Raw genomic sequence first — 26,097 nt, forward strand, 5'->3', positions numbered from 1 at the left:
CCTTTTCTATCAATTGTTATTTAGATAAGAAACGCTCTGCAGATTGGACGGTATTAGCCAGAAGCATGGTAATAGTCATAGGACCGACCCCTCCTGGGACAGGTGTGATCGCGGCTGCTTTTTGCAGACAATCTTCAAAATCAACATCCCCGCAAAGCTTTCCGTTCTCGTCACGGTTCATCCCTACGTCAATAATAACAACGCCCTCTTTAATGTGATCAGCGGTTATCAGTTTGATTACTCCTACAGCAGCAATCAGGATATCTGCCTGTCTGGTATGATAAGCCAAATCTTTTGTTCTTGAATGGCAATACGTAACAGTTGCATGTTCCTTAAGCAGGAGCTGTCCCATTGGTTTTCCGACAATATTGCTTCTTCCTACAATTACCGCATGTTTACCGGAAAGTTCAACATCTTGATGTTTAAGCATCTCTATAATTCCATAAGGGGTACACGGAACAAAAGCGTCTCCCCCCGTCATCAATCTGCCGGCATTAATTGGATGAAACCCATCAACATCCTTAGAAGGATTGATCGCTTCAATCACTGTCAGTTCATCAATATGTGAAGGCAGTGGCAGCTGTACCAGTATTCCGTGAATAGAGCTGTCATGATTGAGCTCATCTACTTTTTCAAGCAGCTCCTCCTGGGTTAGCCCGCTGTCGAGTGTAATCAGAACAGAATGCATGCCGATCTTTTCACATGCTTTTTGTTTCATGGATACATAGGTTTTTGAAGCCTGGTTATCCCCTACTAACACAACAGCAAGGCCTGGCGTTACTCCATTTTCTTTCAGAAGGTCTACCCTTTTTTTTATAGAACTGCGGATTTCTTCAGATATCTTTTTGCCGTCAATAATTGCTGCGGTCATAAACGTATTGCCTCCCGTGATTTTAATCCCGTGAATTCAATGTATCTAAGAGTTTAGATAAGATCCCATTCACGAATTTACTTGATTTTTCATCACCGAATCGCTTGGAAATTTCAACTGCTTCGTTTAGCACCACATTTTGAGGTACATCTTCTTTTTTATAAATGAGCTCAAAAAGCGCTACCCGAAGAATGTTCAGATCAACTCTCGCCAGCCGTTCCATTTTCCAGCGTTCGAGATGAGCTTGAATAAGCTGGTCAATTTCCTCTTTATGTTCTTTTACACCCAGCACCAAAGATTCAAGATATGAATCCTTCTCTTCATCTTCCATTACGTTTTCGATAGCCTCAAGGGGCTCCATCTCATTCATGTCCATTTGAAAAAGAGCCTGGAGCGCCTTTTCTCGAGCCGTTCTTCTTTTCATTTCTTTTTAAACTCCTTCACTAATTACGTAAGTTTCCATGTCATAAAAAGATCATAGCACAAAATTCCCGCAGCGACTAACCAAACCTGGCCTAATCATTATTTTCTAAAAAATAAAAAAACAGATGCACTTTCATGCATCTGCTCCAACTTATAGATCTGCTTCTTCCTGTTCGAGCTTTTGAGAATCAAATTGAATGCCCACCACATGTATATTAACTTCTTCAGCAAGCAAAGCTGTCATATTTTTAAGAGTCTGGCGGATATTATCCTGAATTTTCTGGGCTACTGATGGAATAGAGAAACCAAACTTGATTGTGCAATACACATCCAGCACAATTCCGTCCTCTCCAAGTTCCACTTTTACCCCTTTCCCGTGATTTTTCTTACCAAGACGCTCCACTACACCGGATGCAAAGTTGCCTCTCATCTGAGCAATGCCTTCTACTTCAGATGCAGCAATTCCTGCGATAACTTCAATTACCTCAGGCGCAATTTCAATTTTACCCAGCTGATTTTGCTCTAAGCTGTTCATTTGTAAAAGTTGCGGTTGATTCTCTGCCATTGCAATAGACCTCCTATTTTAGTCCTTTTTAGCCATAATATCATAGGTTTCAAGGAATTTTGTGTTAAAGTCTCCCCCGACAAACGTTTCATGGTCAAGCAAACGAAGATGAAATGGAATTGTCGTATGAACCCCTTCAATCACAAATTCATTAAGAGCCCTTTTCATTTTAGCAATTGCTTCATCCCTCGTAGCACCATGGGTAATGACTTTTGCAATCATTGAATCATAAAAAGGAGGTATTATATATCCAGGATATGCAGCAGAATCGATTCTTACGCCTAAACCGCCCGGAGGAAGATACATTTCAATCTTTCCGGCTGACGGCATAAAATTCTTTTCCGGATTTTCTGCATTAATACGGCATTCAATTGACCATCCGCTAAAGGTAACATCCTCTTGCGACAGACTCAGTTCTTCTCCGGAAGCAACGAGGATCTGCTCTTTAATTAAATCCACACCGGTTACCATTTCTGTAACCGGATGCTCTACCTGGATTCGCGTGTTCATCTCCATAAAGTAGAAGGATTGCTGACGGTGATCGTAAATAAACTCGACAGTCCCCGCTCCTGTATAATTAACAGCTTTTGCAGCTTTAACAGCCGCTTCTCCCATTTGGGCTCTGATTCCCTGATCGAGCGCAGGGGAAGGTGTTTCTTCAAGCAGTTTTTGGAGTCTGCGCTGAATGGAGCAGTCTCTTTCACCAAGGTGAATAACTGAACCATGGTTATCAGCCATAACCTGTATTTCCACATGACGAAAATCTTCAATATACTTCTCTATGTACACACCCGGATTCCCAAAAGCTGTCTCCGCTTCCTGCTGTGTAATTTTTATACCCTTCAGCAATTCTGCTTCCGTTTTTGCCACCCGGATTCCCTTGCCTCCGCCACCGGCTGTTGCTTTAATAATAACCGGATAGCCCATATCTTCAGCAAGTGCTAATGCATCTTCAGCTGTCTTAATAATCCCTTTAGACCCTGGAACGATCGGAACTCCTGCTTCGCGCATGGTTTCCCTGGCAACATCCTTTGTTCCCATTTTGGAAATGGCTTCAGGACTTGGGCCGATAAAAATAATATTGCATTCACGGCAAAGCTCTGCAAAATCAACATTCTCAGCTAAAAACCCGTAGCCAGGATGAATCGCATCTGCTCCTGTTAATTTTGCTGCGCTAATAACGTTAGTAAAATTCAAATAGCTGTCTTTAGATGATTTAGGCCCAATACAGAGGGCTTCATCTGCCATTTGTACATGCAATGCTTCCTTGTCTGCTTCTGAATATACCGCGACGGTTTCTATGTTCATTTCCTGACATGCCCGGATAACCCGTACAGCTATTTCTCCTCGATTGGCAATGAGTACTTTTCTGATCATGGTATTCTCTCCTAACTATTCCTTTACAAGAAAAAGTGGTTGTCCGTATTCTACCAGCTGGCCGTCTTTAACTAAGATCTCAACAATCTCACCTGCAACCTCTGCTTCAATCTCATTGAAAAGCTTCATTGCTTCAACAATGCAAACGGTTGAATCTTCACTGATTTTTGAGCCAACCTTAACAAAAGGTTCTGCATCCGGTGAAGACGCATGATAAAATGTCCCGACCATTGGAGATTTAATCTCTGCAGTTCCCTCTGCTGATGCAGCTGGTTTTTCCTGAGACGCAGCCTGCGTGGATGCGGCTGGTGTATTATCAGCTTCAACTGCTGTTGGCGGTTCCGGCTGGGGTGCTTTGACCGGGGCTGGTGCATGCTTAGGCTCGCTCTGAGCTGATTGCACCTGCTTTTTTAATTTGATTTTTCCGCCGTCATGTTCATAGGTAAATTCATCAATGGATGACTGATCAATAAGTTTAATAAGTTCTCTAATCTCTTGTACTTTTAACATAGTTGACACTCCTTGGCCGTTTAATTGTAATTAGCAGTAGCTCCTAATATCATACGATAACATCTTGCTTGAATTCAACATTTAAAAAAGGAACCGATTACAAAGGTATTGTACCACACAATCAGAAGTGCGGTTTTAAATCCTCTGCAGTCATGCAAATAACAAAATTAGCCAAATTGAATGCTTATATTTTAATTTTTGTGATAAAAGTGAACTGAATTAATTCATACATCCTGAATAAACGCAAAAAAGCCAGCCGGACTTGCGCTAGCTTTTTAAACAGGTTTATTCGTTCGGTTGAAATTCAACATAAACGTATTTGGATTCTCCAAGCTCTTTTCTTCCAAGCTGAATTAATTCATTTGCAGCCTCCCGTGAATGGCTGTTGTCTGCAGATTTTACTGAAATAATAACACGGTCTTCCTCTGATCTTACAAGAGCATCTTCATAACCTAATCCTTTAATCATTGTCTCAATCATCGCTTCTTTTGACTCAAGTTTAATCAGCTCATCCATTTCTGTATATGCTTCATTTTTCTCTGCAGAAGAGAATTCGTTTGAAGCTACTTTTGTTTCCAGCTGATCACGAAGCGCATTGCGTGCATCCTGCATTTCCATTCGAAGCACATCGAACATTTCATCTTCTACTGCATCAGCGGAAACATCTACTTCATCCTCCAACACCCATTCTTCCCCGTCTTCCCCTAAAACCATATCTGTGGTCTGGTCAGGAAGTATCGGTGAAGCCTGGTCTCTTGGGGATGTTACATAATACACGGATAATACCACTACTAAGCTTACCATTGTCAAAAGCCACACCGTTTGTTTTTTAAGCATCATTCGTCACGACTCCTTCTGTTTTGTAGAAATGACTGCCACACGATGAGTGGAAACATCCAATACACGAGCAACAGAATCTGTTATCCATTTTTTCACCTTTATATGATCTGCTCCTTCTGCCACCACCATGACTCCCAGAACAGTTGGCTTTTCAACATAACTTAAAATTGGATCTCCGCTTTGAGCCTGGTTGCCTAAAACGAGCTGACGGGAGGAAGATCGCCTGTCCATTGTGGACTGCTCATTGTCCCGCTGATCAGCTGACTGGTCCTGCTGCAGGGTTTCATTTTTTTCATAAACCTTCCGTTCACTTGTTGCTAAATTAATCATGACATTTACGTCATTGGTTCCTAGCGCTTTCTTTAAAATGTCCTCTAGCTGCTTTTCCATTTCCTTTTCCATTTGCCGGATGCTCTGGTCTGGTGACACGGCTGCTTGAGAAACTGCTTCTGACGGTTTTGTTGGCAATTCCTGATCAGGAGTTTTATTTCCCTGAAGAATCATCATCAATGCGCCTGCTACGATTAAAACAAGAATTAGCTGAATTTTTCTATTAGGCGTTGGATCTCTCGAAGAAGAAGCCCAATCCTTCAGCTTGTCCCATCCCTTCTTTTCTTCCACGATGTCACTCCCCTACTCTTGTAATCTTTATCGCTTCTGAAGGCACTCCCCATTCAGTGGCCAGCAGCAGAAGCAGCTGCTCTTCTACATCCGATGAAAGCTCAGTAAGTCCTATTAATTCAACCTCCACCTCACCCCTGAACTCTTCAATTGAGGAGTCATGAGGCCAAACAACCACATTTCCGAGTTTCACATTGAACTTTTCCTGAACGATCGGATCTGCCTGTCTGGCAAGCTTGTCTGATACCTCATTCCATATGTATGACTGGTGTTTGTCATTCATGTCTTGAATTAAGCGTTGATTTTGCTGCTGTTCTTCATAAACACTTTGTTCGAGCTGTGAAAATGGGAGCTGCAATACTTTCTCTTCATTTTGAAAAAAATAAAATAAGGGCTCTAAAAGCAAAAGAAGCAGCAGCCCTCCAAGTGCAAGCCGGATAAACGGACGCCATGCCTGTGAGGGAACTAAAAGATCGGATAAAGCCATCAGTACGACTAAAACAAGCAAATTGATTACCCATTGATATACCTCATTCATCTCACTCACTCCTAAGCAGCAAGGCTCATCGGATCATTAACGGAATATTGCTGACAACCAGTAAAACGACAATCCCGAGCAAAAACATAATGGATACCAGAACAAGTGCTGCACATAGATGAAACAAACCCTTACTAACGGCATCCACCGCCTGCACCATTCCCGGGTGGCCAAGCGGCTCCATTACAACTGCACAAATGCGATACATAAAAGCAACAACTAAAATTTTCAGAGCTGGAAACAATACCATCACAGCAAGAATGAGAGCACCGGCTAAACCGACTGCATTTTTTGCAAGCACAGATGAAGCTAAAAGAAGATCGGTCGTATCGGCTACAACCTTTCCGATAAAGGGAATGAATTGACCGGCGATCGTTTTAACGGTCTTAGCACCGATTCCGTCAGTGACTGAAGTGGTGACGCCCTGAACGGAAAAGATCGAAATATAGACCATTACCACCACACCTAGAAGCCAAATTCCTACCTGCCGGCATAAGGCAGCCATTTTCGATGTACGAAATGAAATAGAAATGGTGTCTACGATATCAAGTAAAATAGATAATATAAAAAGCGGGACTAAAAAATGCTGCATGAGATAATGACTGAACTGGACAATAAACAGTAAGATCGGGTGGGAGACAGCTACTGTCGTAATACTTCCTGAAATCGTCAGCATTGCCATATAGAGAGGAAGCATCGCATACATAAAATCAGCCATTAAATCAATGGTCTGGATAACATATCCCGCACAGGTCTGAACACTTTCAATGACAACCATTAACAGTAATCCGGTCATGGCAACAGAACTGACAGCAGCTACTCCGCTAGAAGAAAAGGAGTGCTGCAGCGTCTGAAGAATTGACCCGATCACAAGCAGTAAAAGCAGCCAAATGATAATATGGGCATGCTCTGCCACCTCGTGAAAAATAAAGCGGATAATACCTGAGAACCAGCCCATAACTGAATCCTGGGGATTTAAAAGCAGCTCCAGCAGATCCTGCTTTGAAAGCCTGGGCAAATACTCCCCGTATACTCCAGTCAGCTGGTCCCAAAACCCAAGCCAGGCTTCATGTTCTTGTCCGGATAGTTGTTCATTGACGACTTCGTTTGTGATTGATTCCTGTGTATCCTGAAGTGTAGTTTGAGGGCTCACTTTGCTGTTCATCCTCTCAATGGGTACCTGGCAAAAGTGTCAGCATCCGCTGAAGCAGTTCATAAAAAATAGGCAGAGCAATCATTAAAATAAAAATTTTACCTGACCATTCCACCACGGTAGCAAGCATCTGCTGATTTGCCCCTTTTAAAAGATGCGAGCTTGTCTCTGAAATAAACGCAATAACTAATACCTTCAACAGCGTTCCTACATACAGATCCATTTGAGGCAGAAACGAGGTGAAGCGCTGGACCATAGCGAGAACGAGCTGGATCGAAAAAAATAATTGCGTTAAAAGAAAAGCAGCAGCACATATCGATAAAAGCATGGAAATGGTCGGGGCTTTCTCCTTAAGCATGAGAGACATAAAACCGGCTAAAAAACAGATTCCAATTGTTCTAAACAGTTCCTCCATTTTTTAGCCTCTACTCGTAAAACATAAATACAGATCGGATAGTCGTAAAGAATGTATCTAAAGCCTGCAGTACGATGAATAAGACATATAAAAACCCAAAGAACGCAAGCCACTGGGCATAATCTTTCTTTCCCACCTGATCCAATACGGTATATAGAAGCGCAACAATCAGCCCTACTCCTGCTATTTTAAATAAAGTATCAATATCCATTGCCACGTTTATCGCTCCTATCTTTAACTGAGAAGCAGTACAACCAGCACCCCGCCCATTACCCCGAGCGTCTTGTAAACCTTTCCGAATTGAACTGCCCGATTTCTCGCCTCCTGATGACGGCTGCGTAAAATCTCAATAATAAATGACAGCTCCCGGTCAATTGACTGCCTGTCGTAAGCCTGGATAGCTTCGCCTGCTCTGCTGATCCATTCAAGATCTTCTTTGAATAAAACAGACGTTTTTTTCCCATATTGCTCCGTTGACTGCTTCCATGCCTCTCCAAGCAAAGCCTGGTTAACGGTCAGATTCTCAAGAAATAAGGAATATAAATGGCCTGTATCCCCCTTTCTTTTTATTTGTGCGTGAATAATATCAATAATGGGTGTTTGCCGTTTAACGATTTCATTTTGCATCCAGGTAAAGGATTGTGCGAATTCAATCAGGAGCAGCTGGCGCTTTTGAAGAAGATAAGCCCTCCTGAAGCCTTCCATTCCCGAGCCTAATACAATTAGCAGGGCTCCAATCCAATGGAAACTCATGAAACTCTTTTAGACACTTCCACCAAAGTGTCTCCTTTATATAATGTGTATCCATCCGATGAGCAGTGAATAAAATAATTCATTTCACTGTCCAGCAGCCTGTCCATATACGGGCGGCTCCGGAGCTCTTTCCAAGTGGAGCCGTGAGCGGTTACGACCATCGTTACGCCTGTATACATGGCATCAATAATCGCTTCGATATCCTTTTCATGCCCAATTTCGTCCACCACCAGCACCTCGGGACTCATGGAACGAATCATCATATTCATTCCCTCAAGCTTTGGACAGCGATCAAGCACATCAACCTTTGTGCCGAAAGTCAACTGTGGAACTCCCTGATGACATGCAGCAATTTCTGAGCGCTCATCTACAATCGAGACTTTTTTTGATCTTTCTTCCGTCCCGGAATGTTTAACTGAAATATGACGTGCAATATCTCTAAGCAGTGTAGTTTTTCCGCTTTTAGGGGGACCCACGAGCATGCAGTGATGCCATCTATTTTGTACAGGGTCCCATAGATGGTTCATAAACAAATCCGCGCATCCTATTTGTTCAGATGCTTTTCGTATAGCAAAGGAGGAAATCGTTTGAACTGCCTTAACTCTTCCATCCTCTAGCGTTACTTTTCCGGCAATCCCTACCCTGTGTCCTCCATCGATTGTGACATATCCTTTTTTTATTTCTTCCTCAAGAGAATAAAACGAATGCTGTGAGATTTTTTCTGCTACATACTGACGGTCATAGTTAGTCGGGACATAATCGAGTTCCTGTGTTGTTTTCTGCATCTCAATTTCTACCGGCCGCCCTAATCGGATTCTTATTTCTTCCACGCCCTCGAGTGAAGCAGAACAGCATTCAATCAGCTTGTCCTGAAGCTGCTCTGGCAGAAGAAGAAGGATATTATGCATTCTGTTCATCACCCTTGCTTATTCATCATTGTGGTTTATCCTATTGATTGCAGGGATGTTTTATGACATAAAAAAAAGCTGCAGGGAAAATTCCCTGCAGCTTTTCGTTCAGTTAAGCTCTTGAAACATAGCTTGAATCAGTTGTATTAATAACAAGAATATCGCCTTCATTAATAAAGAAAGGAACGTTTACCGTCAGCCCGGTCTCGACCGTCGCAGGTTTTGATCCGCCGCTTGTGGTATCTCCTTTAATGCCCGGTTCAGTTTCAGTCACCTTTAATTCAACTGTGTTTGGAAGCTCTACACCCAGTGTTTCTGTATGGTACATCATAATTTGTACTTCCATATTTTCTTTAAGAAACTTTAATTCATACTCAATTTGATTAGCCGGCAGCTCAATTTGATCGTAGGTGTCATTGTCCATGAACACATGCATGTCGCCATTAGCATAAAGATACTGCATTCTGCGATTATCAATTTGTGCTTTTGCTACCTTTTCACCTGCGCGGAACGTTTTTTCCTGGATTGCTCCCGTACGCAGATTCCGAAGCTTGGATCTGACAAATGCAGCACCTTTACCCGGCTTAACATGCTGGAAATCCATAACACGCCAGATGCCCCCGTCTACTTCTACCGTCAATCCTGTACGAAAATCGTTTACTGAAATCATTTTTTGTCCTCCTAGTACGCTAAATTAAAGAATAATTAATTCCTTTGTGGAGTGGGTAAGTGTTTCATTCCCGTTTGCTGTCAATAACGTATCATCTTCAATACGGACACCGCCAAGACCTGGAATATAAATGCCAGGCTCCACTGTTACAACCATATTTTCAAGCAGCTTTGCTTCCGATCTCACAGATAATCCCGGTCCTTCGTGAACCTCAAGACCAATTCCGTGGCCCAATGAATGACCAAAATAGTCGCCATAGCCTTTGGAAGTAATATAATCGCGCGCGATCGCATCTGCTTCTTTACCTGTAAGACCAGGTCTCACATTATCCATGGCAAGGAGCTGCGCATCGAGCGTAACCTGATAAATTTCCTTCAGTTTGTCACTTGGACTGCCCACTGCAACGGTTCTGGTTAAATCTGATACATATCCTTTGTGAAGAGCTCCGTAATCCATCGTTACGAAATCACCTGTCTGAATCGTTTTACCGCTTGCCACACCGTGCGGAAGTGCTGATCTTTCTCCTGAAGCCACAATAATATCAAATGAAGAAGACTGCGCTCCCGCATTTCTCATAAAAAACTCAAGTTCATTTGAAACCTCAAGCTCGGTTTTCCCCGGCTGGATAAAATCAAGGATATGCTTAAAGGCAGCATCGGCTATGTCCGCGGCTTCCTTTAATATCTTAATCTCTGATTCTGTCTTAATCAAGCGCAATTTTTCAATAACTCCTGATACTGGAACCAATTCAGTATTTACAGCCTGATCATACTGTTTAAACATGCCGAATACAACATGATCCTGTTCAAAGCCGAGACGTTTAATGCCAAGCCTTTCCACCTGAGAGGCCACTTCTTCATGTATCGGACCTTTATGCTGAACGATATCGAACCCTTGAGCCTGAGAAGCCGCCTGTTCAGTATATCTGAAATCTGTGATAAAAAGGGCTTCATCCTGCGAGATCACAGCAATGCCTGCTGATCCGGTGAAATTGGTTATGTATTTCCTATTATATGTACTTGTAATCATAAGTCCGTCTATATTATGTTTTGCCAGTTGCTCCCGGAGCTGGTCTACTTTACTCATTCTTTGTTATCCCCCTTTGTTAGTTCAATCAGTGCCTGTAATGCAAGCTCATAACCAAGTACGCCGAATCCAACGATCTGTCCTGAAGTTACAGCAGCCAAAAGAGAAGTGTGTCTGAATGATTCTCTGGCATGTATATTGGAAATGTGCACCTCAATGACCGGAATATCAATTGAAGCTATTGCATCCCTGATCGCGTAGCTTGTATGAGAATAAGCTCCAGGATTAAACAGAACTCCCCTGTAATTCAGCTCTGCTGCTTCGTGCAGTGCATCAATTAAGACTCCTTCATGATTGGATTGTTTTGCTGTCAGCTTATGACCATACTGCCCGGCTTTACTGATCAGATTCTGTTCTACCTCATCCAGTGTGGTGCTGCCGTATACAGCAGGCTCCCTTAATCCAAGCCGGTTCAGATTTGGACCATTTAGCAGTAAGAAAGTCATTTTTATGTCACCCTCTGCCTATTTGTTTTCTCAAATAGTGTACCACATGGATGTTAAATCTCCCACTACTGACTTTTAGTCTCCTTGTCTGATTCAGGATCATACGGCTCGTCGTATGATATAGATAAGCCAACAAAGGCACCATGCAAAATAAATAAGCATGCAATGGATATCGAAGCGTGATGCTTAAGCTTTGTAATATCAGGTCCCATCTCGAGCCACCATCCGAATACTCCGAATATCACTGCAAGAATCACAATATTAATGAAAATACCCGGCCACATTGTATCAGATTTTTTAATCATAAGCTGATATAACAACGCCCAGATAACAGAAATCAAACAAATGAGTCCCCACCAAATAACGTGAGCCACGATTCCTTTTTGCCAGGATGGGGCAAGAAAAGACCAGGAAGGCATTAGTGTTTTTTTCTCGATAAAGTTAAAAAATTGAAATGCTTCATATACCAGGCAGAATAATATTCCCCCTGTAAGGCCAATGATAAGCGTTAAAGGGGTGCGTTTAATTGTTGGCGTTTCAATAGTAGACATGTTATCACCTTTTTTATTTTAAGTATGGCCATCCCGTTACTTCTTTTAGTCGAAACTTTCAATAATTAATTCATAAACCTAGTAGAAAAGGCTTTTATTTAGTAAACTAAAGGTACCTTTATCATAAGGAATGTTAAGAGTAGGTTGGTGTATGAACGATGAGTAATCAGAAAAAACCCGCTTACGGCGGGCAGGCTGTTATGGAAGGTGTTATGTTTGGCGGACGCCGTCATACCGTGACAGCCATCCGTAGAAAAGACCAATCCATTGAGTATTTTCATTTACCGAGAAAAACGAATCAATCTTTTCAAAAAATGAAAAAGATACCTTTTTTAAGAGGGATTATTGCTCTGATTGAAGCCAGTGCGAATGGAACACAGCATCTGAATTTTTCGAGTGAACGCTATGACGTCCTGCCTGAAGATGATGAAAAAGTAAAGCAGGAGCAAAAAACCTCTAAGCTTGAAATGATCTTCGGCATCGCTGCTATAGGGGTTTTGTCCTTTCTATTCGGAAAATTTGTCTTTACCTTAATTCCCGTTTTTTTAGCTGCTTCTTTATCATTTGTTGTTTCAGGCCATATTGGTCAGGTATTTTTGGAAAGTGTGTTTAAAATTATCCTGTTATTAGGCTACATTTATTTTATTTCCCTCACCCCGCTGATTAAAAGGGTGTTTCAATACCACGGAGCTGAGCATAAGGTAATTAATACCTTTGAAAAAGGCCTGCCTCTCACAGTGGAAAACGTACAGTCACAGTCACGGCTTCATTACCGCTGCGGTTCCAGCTTTATTTTATTTACTGTTATTGTGGGAATGTTTGTGTATCTACTAGTGCCAAGTGATCCTTTATATGCCAGAATCCTGAATCGCATCGCATTAATTCCAGTGGTTCTTGGCATTTCCTTTGAAGTTCTTCAATTAACAAACAAAGTACGTTCTGTTCCGGTTTTGAAATTTCTAGGTTACCCTGGCTTATGGCTGCAGCTTTTAACGACGAAGGAACCAAAGAACGATCAGGTTGAAGTGGCAATCGCTTCTTTTAACCGAATGATGGAGCTGGAAAAAGAATCAGAATCTGGTTTAAAAAAAGCTGCACTTGTCTAAAATATAAGGTAAAGGATTGTTTAACGGGAGGTGGCTCGTTTGAATGCAAAGATGGCAGTTTTTTATAGTGTGGTCGGTTTCGCTGTTTTTGGTCTGATTTACATCCTTGTAACAGATCCAGCCAGTCTTATACGAAGAGTATTAACCTTTGCAGCCATTATTGGTGTTATTTACTTACTTTACCGGCTATGGGCAAGCAGAAAGCCCGGACGGCGGGATCAGCAGGCATTTAAAAGAGCAGCGAAGCAATCAAAAAAACGATACGGCAATCCAGTATCGGCTTCCAAGATAAAAAAAACTGGGAAACAACCAGCTAAGAAAGCTGTCCCACTAAAAAAGAAATCCTCCGCTGCCCGTATTGACGGTCCTAAGCTAACCGTTATTGAAGGTAAAAAAGGCAAAAAGAAAAAACGCATGTCACTTTAATATGTGTTTATCTAAATATTGCAATGTATGTGCACGTCCTAACTGAATAAGGGCGTGCATTTCGTTTGTCGTAAGCGTGGAATCCACAGGTGATAAATCCGGCACAGGGATAATCAATACATTTTTCTTGCTTATTTGTTCCAGGTGCCTTGCATCATGCGCCTCTTTCATGGTTGTAAACAGGGCAGAATAAAGCTCGATAACATTTTCAATCTTTTTTTTCTGATTTTTTTTACTTGCAGCCTGCAGCTGGAACCCTACAATCGGTACATCCTCTATTCCCCCATACTCTTCTAACATCCAAATTGGGAAATTGCTCAGAACCCCTCCGTCAACAATAATATGAGCGTTTTTTCCTTTATTCAATTTTACAGGCTCATAAAAAAAGGGCAGAGAGGCGCTCATTCTGACAGCCTCGGCCACGCTCATTGCCTGGGGGTCCCGGTCGTAATAGATGGCATCATCAGGCAGGACGATCATCTTCCCCGACGTTAAATCGGATGCCACCATTTTTAACGACCCGTATGGCAGATCGGAAAATGCATAAACCCCTTTTTCCTTTAGCTTTTGTTCCAGCCACTCAAGCAGTCCATCCCCTGAGTAAAGCCCCTTTTTCCAATAGAGCTGAATCCATCTGATCCAGGAAGGCATCCAGTTCTTTTTACTGTTTTCTTTATAAATTAAATGGGACATGAAAGGCAGCATTCTATTTATTTCAGAAGAAGTATACCCCGCAGCTATCAAGGATCCCATTAGTGCACCGGCACTTGTGCCTGCAATTCTTCGCACCTTTATCCCTTTTTCCTCCAACGCCTGTACAACACCGATAAAAGCGACCGCTTTAATTCCTCCGCCTGAAAATACAAGGTCGATAATCATCTTTCCACCTCCACTTCTTCATTTATATGAAGACAATTGGAAACCATGAAAAAGTGAAAATACTCAACAAACTATGAACAGTTTAAGCCAGCATAAAAGACAGAAATTCTATCTCAGTTTAAATGTTTTCAATAGAATTGATTATTTGCAGCTCCACTTAAAAGAAGCTCAGATCTCCTTAAACTGATTCAGACCTAAAAAACACCCCTTTAGAAAATTTATCTAAGGGGCGCTTTTATTGCTATTTAACTTCTATTTTACAAACCGCATTTTAGCTGAGCATTACAATTTGTACACGTATTACATCCGCCAATTTCTTTTACCGTCCCTTTTCGGCAGACCGGGCAGGTGTTCCCGAGTTCGGATCCAATGGTTACATTTGTAGAGCGTAAATCCTGGATCGTGTCCACGAGTACGACGGTTTGTTTTTCTGCTTTTTCATTCATGGTGTTTTCTTCTGCTTTTAGCGTCAGAACCTGAGAGTCACGGCTGCCGTCAACGTAAACCGTTCCTCCTTTTGCTCCGCCTTTATATAGTCTTTCATAAACACTTTCCACTTGTTCCACAGCATAGCCTTTAGGGGCGTTAACTGTTTTGGAGATAGAGCTGTCAATCCAGCGCTGGATTACACATTGTGTATCTGCATGCGCCTCTGGAGCAAGCTCCATAGCGGTTACGAAGAATTCCGGAAGATCTGTTTCATCCGTCTTATGATTCCGGTCAAGATATTCTTTTACTATATCCGCCTTCACTTCAATGAATTTACCTAATCGTCCGCTTCTGTAATACGTGAAGGAGAAGTAAGGCTCAAGCCCGGTTGATACGCCAACCATTGTTCCGGTGCTTCCTGTAGGAGCAACCGTGAGAAGGTGAGAGTTTCTGATACCGCTTGAAAGAATTCCTTCTTTAATATCCTCAGGCATTTTTTTCATAAAGCCTGTTTCTGTAAAAGCCTTACGAAGTCTTAAGGTCTCTTCCTCTGTCTGTCCTTCGAGGAATGGGAATGAGCCTCTTTCTTTGGAGAGCTCAATGGAAGTTCTATAGGCTGTAGTCGCAATCGTTTCAAAAATCTTATCGACGAGTTCGTTGCCTTCAGCAGATCCGTATTCTTTTTCACAGTAAATTAATAGATCTGCAAGCCCCATTACACCTAAGCCGACTCTTCGTTCACCAAGCGCCTGCTTTTGATTATCTTCAAGGAAATAAGGGGTGGCGTCAATAACATTGTCCTGCATTCTTACACCGATTTCCACTGTCTTTTTCAGCTTATCGAATTGAACCGTTTTGTTTTCTTTATCAGCGAATTCAGCGAGATTAACTGCTGCCAGATTACAGACTGAATAAGGAGCAAGAGGCTGCTCGCCGCATGGGTTTGTTGCGACTACTTGCTGGCCATAAGCTTTAGCATTGGTCATGTCATTCGCATTATCGATAAAGAAAATTCCTGGCTCCGCCGAATAAGTAGCACAGATATTTACCAGGTTCCACAGCTCTTTTGCTTTAATGGTCCGATACGTACGCACCGCATTGCCCTGTTTCTCCCATTCACGTACATCGCCCACTTCGTGCCAATTGTTATTGTAGGCTTCCATTTGGTCATGGGAATAGGACTCAACGTCCGGGAAGCGAAGCTTATACTCGCCGTCCTCTTCAACAGCCTTCATAAAGTCATCAGTAAGACAGATCGAGATATTTGCACCGGTCAGAAATTCCGGATTATGAACGGAATAAGTGCCGCCAGTGTTTAATTTCTCCTCTGCATCTTCAATAATTTGCTCATTAAAGCCGCCATATCCAGGGATCTCTTTATAATTTACAATGCTTTGATACATCCCCGCCTCCTGCTCGGTCAGCGGAGTGAACTTTAATTTCTCATGTGCAATTTTCTTAATGAATTCATCCTCCGTGGTATCCAGCAAAAAGCGAAGAATACGAGGATTTTGCATCTTTGAGATAATAAATTCAACAATATCGGGATGCCAGTCAGAAAGCATAATCATTTGGGCTCCTCTGCGGGATCCGCCCTGTTCCACCAGGTGAGTCAGTTTAGCGATATCATCAAGCCATGAAACTGAACCGGAAGATTTGCCGTTTACTCCGCGTGCCAGTGTGTTTCTTGGACGCAGGGTAGAACCGTTCGTTCCAACGCCTCCACCTCGGCTCATAATCTCCATCACCTGTTTTCTGTGGTCGGAAATGCCTTCGCGGGAGTCTTTTACAAACGGCATAACATAACAGTTGAAAAAGGTTACATCTGTTTTTGCGCCTGCACCGTAAAGCACACGTCCGGCAGGCACAAAATGAAGGCTTGAAAGCTCCTCATAAAACTTTTGTGTCCACTTTTTCCGGTCTTCCTCTGTTTTTTCGACAGAAGCGAGCCCAGTTGCATTTCTGAGAGCAATTTGCTCATAAAACACCTCAAGCGGTTTTTCAATTACATCCAATGACCGCTGAACAATTCCGGTTTCGATTTCTTTAGGTGTGTCGAGTGAGTTTCTGAATTCCTCCTCAATCAGCACATGCGCTTCTCTTTTCTCTGCATTAATACTTTGTATGTATCCTAAACCTCTCGCTGGAAATTTTGGATCCTCACGAATCGTAAGCACAACGAAATCACCTGTCCGCAGCGTTTTCTTCTCCGTATCCTTAAATGCATAGCGGTCGAGCATAACGAGTCGTGAAACTCCTTTATGGGTCAGTTTCATGTCCGGTGAAATAGGATGAACCGGGTCGAATTTTGAAATATCTTCATTTAATTGGCTTATATTGAGTGTTTGATGTTGAGTTGAGAGTGAGGTCATTGTTTTATCCCCTTCCATTTAATCTTTTCTGTAGTGTACTCTTTTTTTTATCAAAACACAACATATAGTACTCGATGTTTTTAAACTCATACTATATATAGATTTTTTCGTCAACAAGAAAGTCGTGTCAAACAGGTAAATGGATGAATACCAGTTAAAATGTGGCGTAATCTTTAAATTTCATTTGATTTTCAAGGAAATTTGAATGGATTTGCCATTTGCAATTTTCGACAGGATCAGTAACGGAACGACACTAAACCTGTTTTAGCTATACCCTTATAAAAATAAAAAAACGAGCAAGCGGCCCGCTTATCACTCGATTTTTTATGGAGAATCCTAAGATTCATTTATCGTTTAAAATTCCATTCGTCATTGCTGTATCGGTTATCCATAATCTCTTCCACGTATGCCTGTTCTTCCGCAGTAAGCTTGTATGGTACAAGCTTAATTTCAAGTCCCTCTTCAAATCCTTTTAAAAATGCTTTTTTAGCCTGATCCAATGTAATCGGCCGGGCTGCCATTTTATTAATAGCGACTGCTTTTTGCTTAAATGCATTCTTCATTCGATCTTTTACTCTCTCGCTTGGATAATGAAACAAACTGAACAGCTTCTCTTCATCAATATCAAGAAGGATTGAACCATGCTGTAAAATAACGCCCTTTTGCCTCGTCTGGGCGCTGCCTGCAATTTTTTTACCTTCTACTACTAGTTCATACCATGACGGTGCATCAAAGCAAACCGAGCTGCGAGGATTTTTAAGATCATTTCGTTCTTCTTCTGTTTTTGGCACAGCAAAATAAGCGTCCATGCCAAGCAGCTGGAAGCCATTTAGGATTCCTTCTGAGATTACTCTGTATGCTTCCGTAACGGAGGCAGGCATTTTGGGATGATTCTCTGTGACAATTACACTGTAAGTTAACTCCTGATCATGCAAAACTCCACGTCCTCCAGTGGGACGCCGGACAAAACCAAGTCCAAGCTCTTTTACCTTTTCCATATTTATTTCTTTTTCAACCTTTTGGAAATAACCGATTGAAAGTGTTGCTGGATCCCAGCCGTAAAAACGGATTGTCGGAGGAATTTTTCCTTCACTGTGCCAGTCAAGCAAGGCTTCGTCCAACGCCATATTATAGGCGGGGGAGGCATTTCCTGAATCAATAAATCTCCAAATCTCTTTATCCACGGCGATCATTTCCTTTTTTTAAAGTCGCTCTTTAGTCTAACAGAAGCATTCACTTTTTCAAAGAATAAGTTTCACAATAATTTCTTTGAACTTCTGCCAAATCACCCCTATAATAAAGAATAGTGTTAAAAAAAGAAAGGGGTCAACGTTTTGGAATCACTTTACATTTTACTTGGTGTATTAGTTGCAATTATTCTTTATTCAACTTACACATACTTTCGCCAGAAGCGAATTTTGAAGACGTTAACAGAGGAAGAATTTAAAAGCGGCTACCGTAAAGCTCAGCTGATCGATATTCGGGAGCAGCGTGAGTTTGAAGGTGGACATATTCTCGGCGCACGAAATATCCCTTTGTCCCAGCTAAAAATGAGAATGGGAGAAATCCGCCCTGACAAGCCTGTATACCTTTATTGCCAAAACGGCATGAGAAGCGGCCGTGCAGCTCAATTTCTTCACAAAAAAGGCGTTCAAGATCTTTATCAGCTTAAAGGCGGCTTTAAGAAATGGACAGGCCGTGTGAAAAAGAAATAATCGGTTTAACCGCATAAAAAAAGATCCAAAGAATAAATTCTTTGGATCTTTTTTTTATACCTCGACTGCTTCCTTTTTCTCATAGCGCAATACAGGCTTTCTGGCAGCTTTTGTTTCATCCAGACGCCCAATGATCGTTGTATGCGGAGCTTCCTGAACCGTTTCAGGCGTTTCCTCCACTTCTTTTGCAATTTGAATCATGGCCTCAATAAACGAATCAAGAGTTTCTTTTGATTCTGTTTCTGTCGGCTCAATCATCATACACTCCTCCACATTCAGCGGGAAGTAGATGGTTGGCGGATGATAGCCAAAGTCGAGCAGACGCTTTGCAATATCCAGTGTTCGAACGCCTAACTTCTTCTGGCGTTTGCCGCTAAGAACAAATTCGTGCTTACAGTGACGGTCAAATGGAAGATCATAATAAGGTGCAAGTCTTCTCATCATGTAGTTCGCATTTAACACTGCATATTCACTTACTGCCTTTAGTCCGTCAGGACCCATCGTCCGGATATACGTATACGCACGGACATTTATTCCAAAGTTTCCATAGAAAGGCTTCACACGTCCGATGGACTCAGGACGATTATAATCAAATTCATACTGATCCCCTTTTTTTACTAAAAGAGGCTTTGGCAAATACGGGATTAAATCTTTTTTTACACCCACAGGTCCGGAGCCCGGGCCGCCTCCTCCATGAGGGCCGGTAAACGTTTTATGAAGATTTAAATGGACGACATCAAAGCCCATATCACCCGGACGCGCTTTTGATAAAACAGCGTTTAGATTTGCGCCATCATAATACAGCTTTCCTCCGGCTTCATGAATAATCGCTGCCATTTCAAGAATATTCTCTTCAAATAGCCCAAGCGTATTCGGATTGGTCAGCATTAAAGCAGCCGTGTCCTCTCCTACTACCCGCTTCAGATCTTCTAGATCCACTAAGCCCTGGTCATCGGATTTAACAGTAATGGTTTCAAAGCCTGCTACAGTTGCTGATGCGGGATTCGTACCGTGAGCTGAGTCAGGGACAATAACCTTAGTCCGCTTAACGTCGCCATTTGCTTCATGGAAAGCACGAATCATCATTAGTCCTGTCCATTCCCCGTGTGCTCCGGCTGCCGGCTGAAGCGTTACTTCATCCATGCCTGTAATTTCAATCAGATGCTCCTGAAGGTCATACATTAACTCCATAGCCCCTTGAACAGATGAAGCTTCCTGAAGAGGATGCACGTGAGCAAAACCGTTGTATCTCGCTACTGCTTCATTAACCTTTGGGTTATATTTCATCGTACAGGAACCGAGTGGATAAAAACCTGAATCTACTCCATGATTCCGCTTTGAAAGGGCCGTATAGTGACGCATAATATCGAGCTCTGCAACCTCCGGCAATTCAGGGGCTTGTTTTCGTATAAAACCCTGTGGAGCAAGAGACTCAAGATCTACTTCCGGCACGTCAAGTTCAGGCAGGCTGTATCCTGTACGGCCTTCTTTTGACAGTTCAAATATTAATGGCTGATCCTTCTTATGCATATTGTTTCAGCTCCTCTACAAAGGTATCAATATCTTCTTTGGTTCGCTGTTCTGTGACCGCGATCAGCATTTGATTTTGTCTGCTCTCAAACTCACGGCCAAGATCATAGCCGCCAATAAAGCCCTTTTGCAGCAGAGCTTCATTCACTTCTTTAACAGAGCGGTTTAATTTAACAACAAACTCGTTAAACGTAAAGCCTTCCTCAACCATTTCAATACCTGCAGACTTAAGCTGCTGTTTTGCATAATGTGCTTTTTTAAAGTTCTGGCCGGCAATATCTTGAATCCCTTTTTTGCCCAGTGCAGTCATGGCTACAGATGCCGCAAGTGCATTCAGCGCCTGATTAGAACAAATATTGGAAGTCGCTTTATCCCGTCTTATATGCTGCTCTCTTGCCTGCAATGTCAGAACATATCCGCGCTGTCCCTCATCATCAGTCGTTTCTCCAACAAGTCTGCCAGGTACTTTTCTCATGAGTTTTTTCGTCACAGCAAAATATCCACAGTGAGGACCGCCAAATGCCTGCGGAATACCAAAAGGCTGAGCGTCTCCAACCACTATATCCGCACCAAACTGGCCAGGAGGAGTTAAAGCACCTAAGGCCAGCGGATTGGACGAAACGACAAACATTGATTTCACACTGTGAGCAAGCTCCTCAATTTCATCCAGGCGCTCAATTTGTCCAAAGAAATTAGGGTATTGCACCATTACAGCCGCAGCTTCATCAGTTACAAGCGCTTTTAAAGCTTCCATATCAGTAACTCCATTTTTCTGAGGAGCTGTGACAACTTCAATATACTGACCTTTTGCATAGGCTTCAAGCACTGCTCTTGCTTCAGGGTTTACAGCCTCTGAAACAACCACCTTTTTACGTCTCGTCTGCCCTGCTGAAAGCATAGCTGCTTCAGCAAAAGACGTTCCGCCGTCATACATTGAAGAATTGGCAACGTCCATACCTGTAAGTTCACAGATCATCGTCTGAAATTCAAATATAGCCTGGAGTTCTCCCTGGGATATTTCGGGTTGGTATGGTGTATAGGCTGTGTAAAATTCAGAACGGGAAATCACGTGATCAACAATAGTTGGGGAATAATGGTCATAAACTCCGGCACCTAAAAAGGAAATATATTGCTTAGTATCAGCATTTTTCCCTGCCATTCGCATTAATTCTCTCGTAAGTGCAGTCTCAGACTTTGCTTCTTTTATTGCAAGCTCTCCCTGAAAACGCACTTTTTCCGGGATATCTGAAAATAGCTCATCGATCTGTTTTACGCCGATTGCTTCAAGCATTTCTTTTTTATCCTGCTCGGTCATTGGTAAATAACGGTGTTTCATGATTTCATCCTCCTTCTTTTGCCGTTTACTTACGTTTATAAAATGGTGATTTTACAATTTCAGCCTTTACTTTTTTCCCTCTTATTTCAACCTGGACTTCTTCCCCTATAACGGCATGCTCTTTCCTGATCAAAACATAGCCGACATTTTTCTTTAAAGTAGGCGACTGGGTTCCAGTTGTCACAAAACCGATTTCTTCTTCTCCTTTAAATACAGGATAGCCATTGCGCGGGATCCCTCTGTCAATCATTTCAATCCCAACAAGCTTCCTTGGAGCGCCATTTTGTTTTTGATCTTTTAAAATCTCCTGCCCGATAAAAGCCGTTTCTTTTTGAGGCTTAACTGCAAACCCTATTCCTGCTTCAATGGGCGTAATTTCAGAAGAAAGCTCCTGTCCGTAAAGAGCAAGCTTTGCTTCAAAGCGCAGCGTATCTCTGGCACCAAGTCCACATGGAACAAGTCCATCTTCTCTACCTGCGTCTAATAGCTCCTTCCATACCTGTTGTGCATGGTCTGCCTGACAATAAATTTCAAAGCCATCTTCTCCTGTATATCCTGTGCGGGAAACAAGTGCTGATACTTTATTAATTCGAACATCATTTAAAAAGTGAAAAAATTTAATTTGAGATAAATCTGTTTCTGTTAGCGATTGGAGAATTTTTTCAGCGCTTGGTCCCTGTATGGCAAGCTGCGCTATTTTAGGAGAAATATTTGTTACCTGAACATCTTCTATTGCATGGTCAAGCAGCCACGCTACATCCTTATCAATATTAGAAGCATTTATTACAAGCAGGTAATGGTTCTCCTCCAGGCGGTAAACAAGAAGATCATCTACAGTTCCGCCGTTCTCATAGCACATAGCGGTATAAAGGGCTTCGTTATCTTTCAATTTGGAAATATCATTTGTCATCATCTTCTGAAGGTAAGCAAGGCTATTCTTTCCTCTCACATCCACTTCGCCCATATGCGAAACATCAAAAAGACCTGCTTTTGTTCGAACGGCTTGATGCTCCTCTTTAATACTTGAAAATTGAACGGGCAATGCCCAGCCTCCAAAATCAATCGTCTTTCCTCCGTAGTCTCTGTAAAGCTCAAATAATGGTGTTTTTTTCAATGAAGCAGTCACGTGATATCCCCTTCCATTATGTTTGTTGCTCCAGCATACAAAAAAGGACAGAGAGCCCCCTTATAAAATGGGATCCCTGTCCTTGCACCTGAAAGTTTACCGTATTGGCTGTCCTCTTTGGTGGTTTCAATTAAGAAACGCTCTCCAGAGTCGCGTCCAGCAAGAGTCTTTTTGCCTGAGAGATTCACATAAAATGCTTGCTCCTTCGGCGTCCTCTTATAAAAAGGATCTCTCCCCCTGCCTTCATTCGCTCATATTTAAACTAGCTATTGGGCATACTATGAACAACAAGCAACTTTTGTTAAGTAATGTTCGGATTTTATTTTAATTTATCTTATGAATCCCCTTTATCCTATCATTATTATAGTTTTTTGGGCAATGTTTTTTTATTCAGAATTTAAAAGATTCGTGTTTTTCAATTTCACCTATAACTTTTACAATCGAAAGGTTTGAGTCAAATGAATCATTCACTTCATTTTCAGGAACCTGGCTGGGCAAGCTCTTTTCTTTCATGGCTTGAATCCCCAAAGCCCCCTGTTCATCCATCGCTATTATTACACTCTATTCAGGCAAGAAAAGAAGAGTGCCTATATGATGCCCAATCCTTAAGCTGTCTGCATGAGCTTGAGCACTTAACGCCGCATCCACACCAGCTTGATGCTGCAAAAAAAGTTATTTTTGAAATGGGCGGCCGGGCACTGCTTGCTGATGAGGTAGGACTCGGGAAAACAATTGAGGCTGGACTTATTTTAAAAGAGTATATTACAAGGGGCCATGTAAAATCTGTGTTAATCCTTGTTCCAGCATCGCTTGGCGGTCAGTGGCAAAGTGAGCTGGGCCATCACTTCGGGTTGAGCAGTATTGTCCATAAAGGAAAAAAAGAATGGCGGGAAGCGCCGATTACGATTGCTACCATTGATTTACTAAAACGTCCGCCTCTTAGAGAGCAAATCGAAAAAAATCATTATGACATGGTAATTGTCGACGAAGCTCATAAGCTGACAAATCCAAAAACATTAAATTATCAATTTATCCAATCATTATCTAAAAGCTACTGCTTATTTTTAACTGCTACCCCAATTCAAAACAAGTCTGAGGATTTGTACTTTTTGTCAACTCTACTTCGTCCTGGACTATTAGGCTCCCTTGCTGAATTTAGAGAGGCATCAAAGGATGACACTAAAAAAGAAGCGATAAAAAACAAGCTGAATGAATTTATGATCCGCACCAGACGCAAGGAAACAACTATTGAGTGGACTAAAAGAGAGATTCACGTGGAGTGGATTGATCAACTGCCATATGAAAAAGATCTTTATCACGCTGTGGAAAATTTTTATCACGAGCAGAAGGAAATCAATATGCATGCTTTTTCCCATATTACATTACTAAAGCAAAGCTGCAGCTCTATTATTGCTCTGCTTAAGGCACTGAACAGAGACGCAAACAAAGAAATAAGCAGCAGACTTGGTGTTAACCTGGACGTGAACCCGGATCAATTAATTACAGCAAAGGCAGAAAGAATTTTGTCTTTTATTAAAAACACCGACGAAAAAGTCATTGTGTTTACTCAGTATCGGGCGACCCAGCTATACTTAAGCTGGTTTTTAAAACAGAACAATATTTCTTCTGTGCCGTTTCGAGGCGGCTTTAAAAAAGGAAAGAAACAGTGGATGACTGATTTATTCAGAGATAAAGCACAGGTCTTAATTGCTACAGAAGCAGGCTCGGAAGGATTAAATCTTCAATTTTGCCGTTATATGATTCATGCTGACATTCCATGGAATCCGATGAAGCTTGAGCAGCGAATTGGCAGGATCCACAGAATTGGCCAAAATGATGACGTAAAAATATTTTACCTTTTAAATCGCAATACCATTGAAGAGCGGATTTGGCATGTGCTTCAAGAAAAGGTCTCACTTTTTAAATATATTATCGGTGAGCATGATGATCTTCTTTCTTCCACCACTGCTAAAGAATTGAATAAGTATTTAGAGGATGCATTTTTGCATTCCCGATCAGAACAAGAAATGCGTTTGAAATTAAATCAGCTTGAGCATTTTTACGAACTGTCTTCATTAGAGGAGGAAGCATAATGGGAAAAGCCGTTCATTGGGATCTTGTACATGACTACCTCACTTATAAGGGAGTGGAGATTACAAAAGGAGCCTCTCAATCGATCGTACATCTAACTGAAGAGCTTGATCGAAAGTTTATGAACCGCCCTTTTTACTGGCATTACCGGGATGCAACCAACCAGACCGGAGAGCCAATGACGATCACACTCGTAAAAGATCAGACCGACCCCCTTCCCGCTCATGCAGTGGTGGCTACATCCCTTCATCCAACCTTTAAGCAGCTGATTGATGCAGCTCATAAGGAAACTAGATGGTTTAAAGCCTACGAAACGGCCGGTCTGGCTTCCTCCCATTACGCACCTCTTTATCCATGGATGGTTATCCAGGGGGTGTTGGCTATAGATCCTCCTGGCGGCCCGTCTTATTGGCGTGAGGCTGCTTTGTCACTTACAACAGGCAGAATAAAAACAGGTGAAAATTTGTTTGATTATCATTCACTGAAAGGCAGTCTTCCTGACCGGCATGTGACGATAACGCCTGTTATTCAATATGAGAGAGCTATACAGAAGACCTTAAGTGAAATAGATGCACTTGGAAAAGAACTCTTCAAAAATGAACTGTCCCAAATGAGCGGGAGAAAAGAAAAACTGAATACACTTATCCAAAGCCTTAGTGAAAAGGCTGATAAAAGAGAGCACGATCAATTAAGCGGTTTATATGAAGAAAAAATCAGATTGGATTATCCCGTTGGAGGCATTATTTATTCAACGGAAAGCTAATCTTTTTGAAGCCGCTCTATTATAAGGTCGACTGACTCTTCTACTCTACAATCTGTTGGCACAATTAAATCTGCTGCCGACGAATAAACATCATGCCTTTTGCTATAGAGCTCCTTTAGCGAAGCTTCAGACTTAGTCATTGCCAGCGGACGGTTGCTATCCTGAAAAATGCGTTCATAAAGAATAGAGAAGGGAGCCTGTAAATAAACGATGGTTCCGTTTTGCTTCATCCATTCGAGTGTTTCAGAAAAGTAGAGAATTCCACCGCCTGTTGCGATGATGCTGCCGCCGGAAATTTTTTTCAGGTAGGCAGCTTCCTTTTCTCTGAAAAAAGCTTCCCCATGTTCGGAAAAAATATCTGATATGCTCTTATTTTCTTTTTGCACAATAAGAGCATCCACATCGATAAAATCTTTACGCAGTCTATCTGCCAACAAGCGCCCGATCGTAGATTTTCCGGCGCCCATAAAACCAATTAAAAAAACATGCCCATTTTCCTTCAACTTGAACCTTCTCCTTTGTTAAAGCATTGAAATTTTATCTGTATCTCATCACTCTTACGTTCGAACCCTCTTATGGCGTATTGCTATGTTCATT

At 42.0% G+C, this 26,097-nt stretch carries 29 protein-coding genes and 2 riboswitches; of the genes, 5 read left to right on the forward strand and 24 right to left on the reverse strand.

Annotated elements, in window-relative coordinates; all coding sequences use genetic code 11:
* Positions 1-16: 16 nt before the first annotated feature.
* The 17 genes from folD to C4B60_RS04790 form a co-directional block, all read right to left on the reverse strand.
* Entirely contained in the window at positions 17-871 is an 855-nt protein-coding gene (gene folD / locus C4B60_RS04710) for a bifunctional methylenetetrahydrofolate dehydrogenase/methenyltetrahydrofolate cyclohydrolase FolD (protein ID WP_104056860.1), read from the reverse strand.
* A 22-nt stretch (positions 872-893) separates the two neighbouring features.
* Positions 894-1,295, reverse strand: a complete 402-nt coding sequence (nusB, locus tag C4B60_RS04715; RefSeq protein WP_104056861.1) for a transcription antitermination factor NusB — start codon at positions 1,293-1,295, stop codon at positions 894-896.
* Positions 1,296-1,445: 150 nt separating this feature from the next.
* The gene (locus C4B60_RS04720; protein WP_104056862.1) at positions 1,446-1,859 is read right to left on the reverse strand and encodes an Asp23/Gls24 family envelope stress response protein; all 414 of its coding nucleotides are present in this window, start codon (positions 1,857-1,859) and stop codon (positions 1,446-1,448) included.
* A gap of 18 nt (positions 1,860-1,877) precedes the next feature.
* Positions 1,878-3,236 (reverse strand): acetyl-CoA carboxylase biotin carboxylase subunit, encoded by a 1,359-nt coding sequence (gene accC, locus C4B60_RS04725; protein ID WP_104056863.1) that lies wholly within the window; start codon positions 3,234-3,236, stop codon positions 1,878-1,880.
* 15 nt (positions 3,237-3,251) lie between these two features.
* Positions 3,252-3,746, reverse strand: a complete 495-nt coding sequence (gene accB, locus C4B60_RS04730; protein WP_104056864.1) for an acetyl-CoA carboxylase biotin carboxyl carrier protein — start codon at positions 3,744-3,746, stop codon at positions 3,252-3,254.
* A gap of 285 nt (positions 3,747-4,031) precedes the next feature.
* Positions 4,032-4,586 carry a SpoIIIAH-like family protein gene (locus C4B60_RS04735; protein WP_245153872.1) on the reverse strand — a complete coding sequence of 185 codons (555 nt, stop codon included), beginning with the start codon at positions 4,584-4,586 and terminating at the stop codon, positions 4,032-4,034.
* Positions 4,587-4,589: 3 nt separating this feature from the next.
* Positions 4,590-5,207: a hypothetical protein gene (locus C4B60_RS04740; protein ID WP_104056865.1), complete on the reverse strand. Its 618-nt coding sequence runs from the start codon at positions 5,205-5,207 to the stop codon at positions 4,590-4,592.
* Positions 5,208-5,211: 4 nt separating this feature from the next.
* Positions 5,212-5,745: a stage III sporulation protein AF gene (locus C4B60_RS04745; protein ID WP_104056866.1), complete on the reverse strand. Its 534-nt coding sequence runs from the start codon at positions 5,743-5,745 to the stop codon at positions 5,212-5,214.
* A 25-nt stretch (positions 5,746-5,770) separates the two neighbouring features.
* Positions 5,771-6,898 carry a stage III sporulation protein AE gene (spoIIIAE, locus tag C4B60_RS04750; protein ID WP_167578577.1) on the reverse strand — a complete coding sequence of 376 codons (1,128 nt, stop codon included), beginning with the start codon at positions 6,896-6,898 and terminating at the stop codon, positions 5,771-5,773.
* A 16-nt stretch (positions 6,899-6,914) separates the two neighbouring features.
* Complete coding sequence (locus tag C4B60_RS04755; RefSeq protein WP_104056868.1) at positions 6,915-7,313, reverse strand: stage III sporulation AC/AD family protein; 399 nt, start codon at positions 7,311-7,313, stop codon at positions 6,915-6,917.
* 10 nt (positions 7,314-7,323) lie between these two features.
* Positions 7,324-7,530 (reverse strand): stage III sporulation protein AC, encoded by a 207-nt coding sequence (spoIIIAC, locus tag C4B60_RS04760; RefSeq protein WP_104056869.1) that lies wholly within the window; start codon positions 7,528-7,530, stop codon positions 7,324-7,326.
* Between the two features lie 17 nt (positions 7,531-7,547).
* Positions 7,548-8,066 carry a stage III sporulation protein AB gene (locus C4B60_RS04765; protein WP_104056870.1) on the reverse strand — a complete coding sequence of 173 codons (519 nt, stop codon included), beginning with the start codon at positions 8,064-8,066 and terminating at the stop codon, positions 7,548-7,550.
* Positions 8,063-8,974 carry a stage III sporulation protein AA gene (spoIIIAA, locus tag C4B60_RS04770; RefSeq protein WP_167578578.1) on the reverse strand — a complete coding sequence of 304 codons (912 nt, stop codon included), beginning with the start codon at positions 8,972-8,974 and terminating at the stop codon, positions 8,063-8,065. The genes C4B60_RS04765 and spoIIIAA overlap by 4 nt, the downstream gene beginning before the upstream one ends.
* Positions 8,975-9,086: 112 nt before the next feature.
* Positions 9,087-9,644 (reverse strand): elongation factor P, encoded by a 558-nt coding sequence (efp, locus tag C4B60_RS04775; RefSeq protein WP_104056872.1) that lies wholly within the window; start codon positions 9,642-9,644, stop codon positions 9,087-9,089.
* Between the two features lie 24 nt (positions 9,645-9,668).
* Positions 9,669-10,730, reverse strand: a complete 1,062-nt coding sequence (locus C4B60_RS04780; RefSeq protein ID WP_104056873.1) for a M24 family metallopeptidase — start codon at positions 10,728-10,730, stop codon at positions 9,669-9,671.
* The gene (gene aroQ, locus C4B60_RS04785; protein ID WP_104056874.1) at positions 10,727-11,176 is read right to left on the reverse strand and encodes a type II 3-dehydroquinate dehydratase; all 450 of its coding nucleotides are present in this window, start codon (positions 11,174-11,176) and stop codon (positions 10,727-10,729) included. Before aroQ ends, C4B60_RS04780 begins: the two co-directional genes overlap by 4 nt.
* Positions 11,177-11,241: 65 nt before the next feature.
* The gene (locus tag C4B60_RS04790) at positions 11,242-11,727 is read right to left on the reverse strand and encodes a YqhR family membrane protein (protein WP_104056875.1); all 486 of its coding nucleotides are present in this window, start codon (positions 11,725-11,727) and stop codon (positions 11,242-11,244) included.
* Positions 11,728-11,885: 158 nt separating this feature from the next.
* On the opposite strand from C4B60_RS04790, the gene C4B60_RS04795 reads away from it, so the two are divergent.
* Complete coding sequence (locus tag C4B60_RS04795) at positions 11,886-12,833, forward strand: DUF1385 domain-containing protein (RefSeq protein WP_104056876.1); 948 nt, start codon at positions 11,886-11,888, stop codon at positions 12,831-12,833.
* Between the two features lie 39 nt (positions 12,834-12,872).
* On the forward strand, positions 12,873-13,259 hold the full coding sequence (locus C4B60_RS04800; protein ID WP_104056877.1) for an SA1362 family protein: 387 nt from the start codon (positions 12,873-12,875) through the stop codon (positions 13,257-13,259).
* Here the strand turns inward: C4B60_RS04800 and C4B60_RS04805 are convergent.
* The 3 genes from C4B60_RS04805 to C4B60_RS04815 form a co-directional block, all read right to left on the reverse strand.
* The gene (locus C4B60_RS04805) at positions 13,251-14,138 is read right to left on the reverse strand and encodes a patatin-like phospholipase family protein (RefSeq protein ID WP_104056878.1); all 888 of its coding nucleotides are present in this window, start codon (positions 14,136-14,138) and stop codon (positions 13,251-13,253) included. The two genes, C4B60_RS04800 and C4B60_RS04805, sit on opposite strands and share 9 nt — an antisense overlap.
* A 257-nt stretch (positions 14,139-14,395) precedes the next feature.
* On the reverse strand, positions 14,396-16,939 hold the full coding sequence (locus tag C4B60_RS04810) for a vitamin B12-dependent ribonucleotide reductase (RefSeq protein ID WP_104056879.1): 2,544 nt from the start codon (positions 16,937-16,939) through the stop codon (positions 14,396-14,398).
* A 347-nt stretch (positions 16,940-17,286) separates the two neighbouring features.
* Complete coding sequence (locus tag C4B60_RS04815; RefSeq protein ID WP_104056880.1) at positions 17,287-18,123, reverse strand: lipoate--protein ligase family protein; 837 nt, start codon at positions 18,121-18,123, stop codon at positions 17,287-17,289.
* A gap of 150 nt (positions 18,124-18,273) precedes the next feature.
* On the opposite strand from C4B60_RS04815, the gene C4B60_RS04820 reads away from it, so the two are divergent.
* Complete coding sequence (locus C4B60_RS04820; RefSeq protein WP_104056881.1) at positions 18,274-18,654, forward strand: rhodanese-like domain-containing protein; 381 nt, start codon at positions 18,274-18,276, stop codon at positions 18,652-18,654.
* A gap of 54 nt (positions 18,655-18,708) precedes the next feature.
* On the opposite strand, the gene gcvPB is transcribed toward C4B60_RS04820, so the two are convergent.
* From gcvPB to gcvT, 3 genes are read right to left on the reverse strand one after another with little or no spacing between them, the layout of a single operon-like run.
* A complete protein-coding gene (gene gcvPB / locus C4B60_RS04825) occupies positions 18,709-20,184 on the reverse strand; it encodes an aminomethyl-transferring glycine dehydrogenase subunit GcvPB (protein ID WP_104056882.1) in 1,476 nt (491 codons plus the stop codon).
* A complete protein-coding gene (gcvPA, locus tag C4B60_RS04830) occupies positions 20,177-21,520 on the reverse strand; it encodes an aminomethyl-transferring glycine dehydrogenase subunit GcvPA (RefSeq protein ID WP_104056883.1) in 1,344 nt (447 codons plus the stop codon). The genes gcvPB and gcvPA overlap by 8 nt, the downstream gene beginning before the upstream one ends.
* A 25-nt stretch (positions 21,521-21,545) precedes the next feature.
* Positions 21,546-22,646, reverse strand: a complete 1,101-nt coding sequence (gene gcvT / locus C4B60_RS04835; RefSeq protein ID WP_104056884.1) for a glycine cleavage system aminomethyltransferase GcvT — start codon at positions 22,644-22,646, stop codon at positions 21,546-21,548.
* 74 nt (positions 22,647-22,720) lie between these two features.
* Positions 22,721-22,796, reverse strand: a riboswitch (glycine riboswitch).
* 3 nt (positions 22,797-22,799) lie between these two features.
* Positions 22,800-22,893: riboswitch (glycine riboswitch) on the reverse strand.
* Positions 22,894-23,104: 211 nt separating this feature from the next.
* Here gcvT and C4B60_RS04840 point away from each other — a divergent pair.
* Both C4B60_RS04840 and C4B60_RS04845 read left to right on the forward strand, forming a co-directional pair.
* Positions 23,105-24,739, forward strand: a complete 1,635-nt coding sequence (locus tag C4B60_RS04840; protein WP_104056885.1) for a DEAD/DEAH box helicase — start codon at positions 23,105-23,107, stop codon at positions 24,737-24,739.
* Positions 24,739-25,500, forward strand: a complete 762-nt coding sequence (locus C4B60_RS04845; RefSeq protein ID WP_104056886.1) for a YqhG family protein — start codon at positions 24,739-24,741, stop codon at positions 25,498-25,500. The genes C4B60_RS04840 and C4B60_RS04845 overlap by 1 nt, the downstream gene beginning before the upstream one ends.
* On the opposite strand, the gene C4B60_RS04850 is transcribed toward C4B60_RS04845, so the two are convergent.
* Positions 25,497-26,003: a shikimate kinase gene (locus tag C4B60_RS04850; RefSeq protein WP_104056887.1), complete on the reverse strand. Its 507-nt coding sequence runs from the start codon at positions 26,001-26,003 to the stop codon at positions 25,497-25,499. The two genes, C4B60_RS04845 and C4B60_RS04850, sit on opposite strands and share 4 nt — an antisense overlap.
* Positions 26,004-26,097 lie beyond the last annotated feature (94 nt).

Source organism: Jeotgalibacillus proteolyticus (assembly GCF_002926065.1).
Taxonomy (GTDB): Bacteria; Bacillota; Bacilli; order Bacillales; family Jeotgalibacillaceae; genus Jeotgalibacillus; species Jeotgalibacillus proteolyticus.